The following is a 2,701-nucleotide window of genomic DNA, read 5'->3' on the forward strand; positions in this document are numbered from 1 at the left end:
AAGGGTTTACGGCTTTCACAGCCGTAGACCCTTTTCTTTTTTCCGCGTTTGTCCCTCACCTAATCAGTTTTATCCCTCATTTGTCCCTCACTGCGCAGCGTCTCCCTCTTCCCCTTGGTCGGCCTGCGATCATGACGCGGACGCTCCGCCGTCCGCGACCGCCGAAGGGCGCCGCCTTGGCCGCTCCCCCCTTCCCCCTCACATAAAAAGCACTCCAATCGTCCATTGCGCCTGCATTACGCGCTCGCGCCGCCAAGGTACTTCCGAAGACTCCTACCGACAGGGGTCGTATGCAGCGCGGTGTGTTTTTGCGCGTGGTTTTTTGAATGGGCGGGACAATGGGATTTTGGGGTGTTTCACGGAAAGGACGATTGGCGCGCATTCTGGCCTGACTTCTGCCGGAGGTGCCTATGTCTCCTAAAGATGAACAGCGCAAAGACGTGTGTCCCATGCCAGCTCAGGGCGAGGGGCAAGGCGCACAGAACCCTACCGGAGATATAGATGGTGCGCCGGCAGCGACCACGGCCAGCGCGACGGCGGCAGCGACCACGGGCAGCGCGACGGCTGCCACAGTTCCTGCTGCAGCGGCTACGTCCAGCGCGAACACGGACTTGGCACACGATGCCGCGCCTGGTGTGTGTGAAGACAATGCAAACAGCGCTGCGCCCGGTCCATGCGAAGACCACGCTCCCGCCACCCCCTATCACGCCGCCGGCGCGGAAGGTGCGGCGCAGATCGAGGGCGGGGATAGAGCGCCTCATTCCGCTGCAGCCTCTGCCACTCCTGCAGCCTCTTCAACTCCTGTAGCTCCTGCAGCGGCTACAACGCCCGCTGCCCCTGTAGTTCCTACAACGCCTGCACCCCCTGCAGCGGCCGCCGAAAGCGCCGGTAACGTGACCGACCTTGCGGCCATGCGTGAGAAGGTTGCCGCGCGCCGGGCCGAGGAGCTGGGGAGTGATCCGGACGAGGATGATCCGCAGCATGGTGGCGGCGGTGGCGGCTCTAACGATGTGGACTCCGCGTTTGTGCTGGCGTGCTGCGAACAGGAAGACCTTGGCCTTGGGCGGCTGTATGCCGCCATGCACAAGGGGCACTTCCTGTACGTTGGGCAAGGCCGGGAGTGGTTGCGCTTCAATGGGCACCACTGGGACATGGACCCTCACCCCGAACGCGCCCGCGCCGAGGTGGAGGCCGTTTCCGAACGGCTGCTTGACGAGCATTCCAAACTCGGCACCGCCGCGACGGAAGCGGAACAGGCTGGGGACAAAGACCTCGCCAAGTTCCACCGCGCGAAGCAAAAGCTCATCATGAAGCGCGTGTCGCGCATGCGCCGCCAAAACGGCCCCGGCGTTGTGCTGGAATTCGCTGCAGGCGGCCGCAACGGCCTCAGCATTTTCGGCGACGAACTGGACAACGCCGAATGGCTGCTTGGCTGCGCCAATGGAGTAGTGGACCTTCGCACTGGATTGCTGCGAGGGGGGCGGCCCGAAGACTACATCTTGAAGGCCTCCCCAACCGAGTTTGTCTATAACGCCCCGGCCCCGCGTTGGGAGCAGTTCCTGCGGGAAATCCTCTCCGATGATCAGGACATGGTGGACTACGCCCGGCGGCTGTTTGGCTCCTGCCTGCGCTGCGGAAACAAGGAACACGTCCTGCCTGTACTCCATGGCAAGGGACGCAACGGCAAGTCCCTGCTGGTTGAGATGGTGCAGCACGTCCTTGGCCCGCTGGGCGGACCAATCCCTGCAGAAATGCTGCTGGACCAGAACGCCGCACGCAACGCGGATGCGCCCTCCCCGTCCATCATGGGGCTGCGCGGCATGCGCGCCGTCTTCGCGTCCGAGACTGACGAAGGCAGGCGCTTTTCCGCGTCGCGCTGCAAGTGGCTCTCGGGCGGCGACACCCTGACGGGGCGCTGGCCCAATGACAAGCGCTCCGTGACCTTTGCGCCGACGCATACCCTCTTCCTGCTGACCAACCACAAGCCACACGCCCCGGCGGACGACTTCGCCTTTTGGGAGCGGCTGCACCTTATCCCCTTCGAGCGGTCCTTTGTTGACCGCGAACCCAAGGACGAAACCGAAATGCGCCGGGACGACGGCCTGAAAGCGGCCCTTCTCAAGGAAGCGCCCGGCATTTTGTCCTGGCTGGTCCAAGGCTGCCTTGAATGGCAAAGGGATGGCCTGAATCCCCCCGCCAAGGTCCGCGCGGCCACCGAGGACTACCGCCGCGACGAAGATCTGCTTGCCCTGTTCATAGACGACTGCTGCGAGTTGGTGCCCGCAGACGAAAACGACACCCGCACACGGACCAACGCCACGGAGCTGTACGACGCCTTCGTGCGCTGGTTTGCCGTGAACATCTCGCGCAAGAAGCAATTCCCGCAGCGGAAGTTCGGCGCGCTGGCGCAACAGAAATTCGCCAAGCGCAAAGTCGGCGGCAAGAACTGGTACTACGGCGTGCTTCTGACCACCGAGGCGCGGGAGTCCATGCAAGGCTCACTGTAGGCAGGACCAAGGACCATACGCAGGAGCATTTGCCGCGCACTGCTCCACAGCGAAAAGCCCGGAACCACGGGGCCGGACAGGTGCGGCAGGACCATAGGATGAACCATGTGGAATCCGATCTATTGCGGGGTTTTGGCTTTCAGTGGTGAATATCACCATCTTTCTTCCTTTCATCCTAGAGAAAGAGAAAAAGG

The 2,701-nt window shown here is 62.9% G+C and carries 1 protein-coding gene; it reads left to right on the top strand.

Going from position 1 to position 2,701, the window contains the following annotated elements; genetic code table 11:
- Nucleotides 1-893: 893 nt before the first annotated feature.
- Complete coding sequence (locus ACY69P_RS15920) at nt 894-2,507, top strand: DNA primase family protein (RefSeq protein WP_462328193.1); 1,614 nt, start codon at nt 894-896, stop codon at nt 2,505-2,507.
- Nucleotides 2,508-2,701 lie beyond the last annotated feature (194 nt).

The sequence above is a fragment of the Desulfobaculum sp. genome (genome assembly GCF_054921475.1).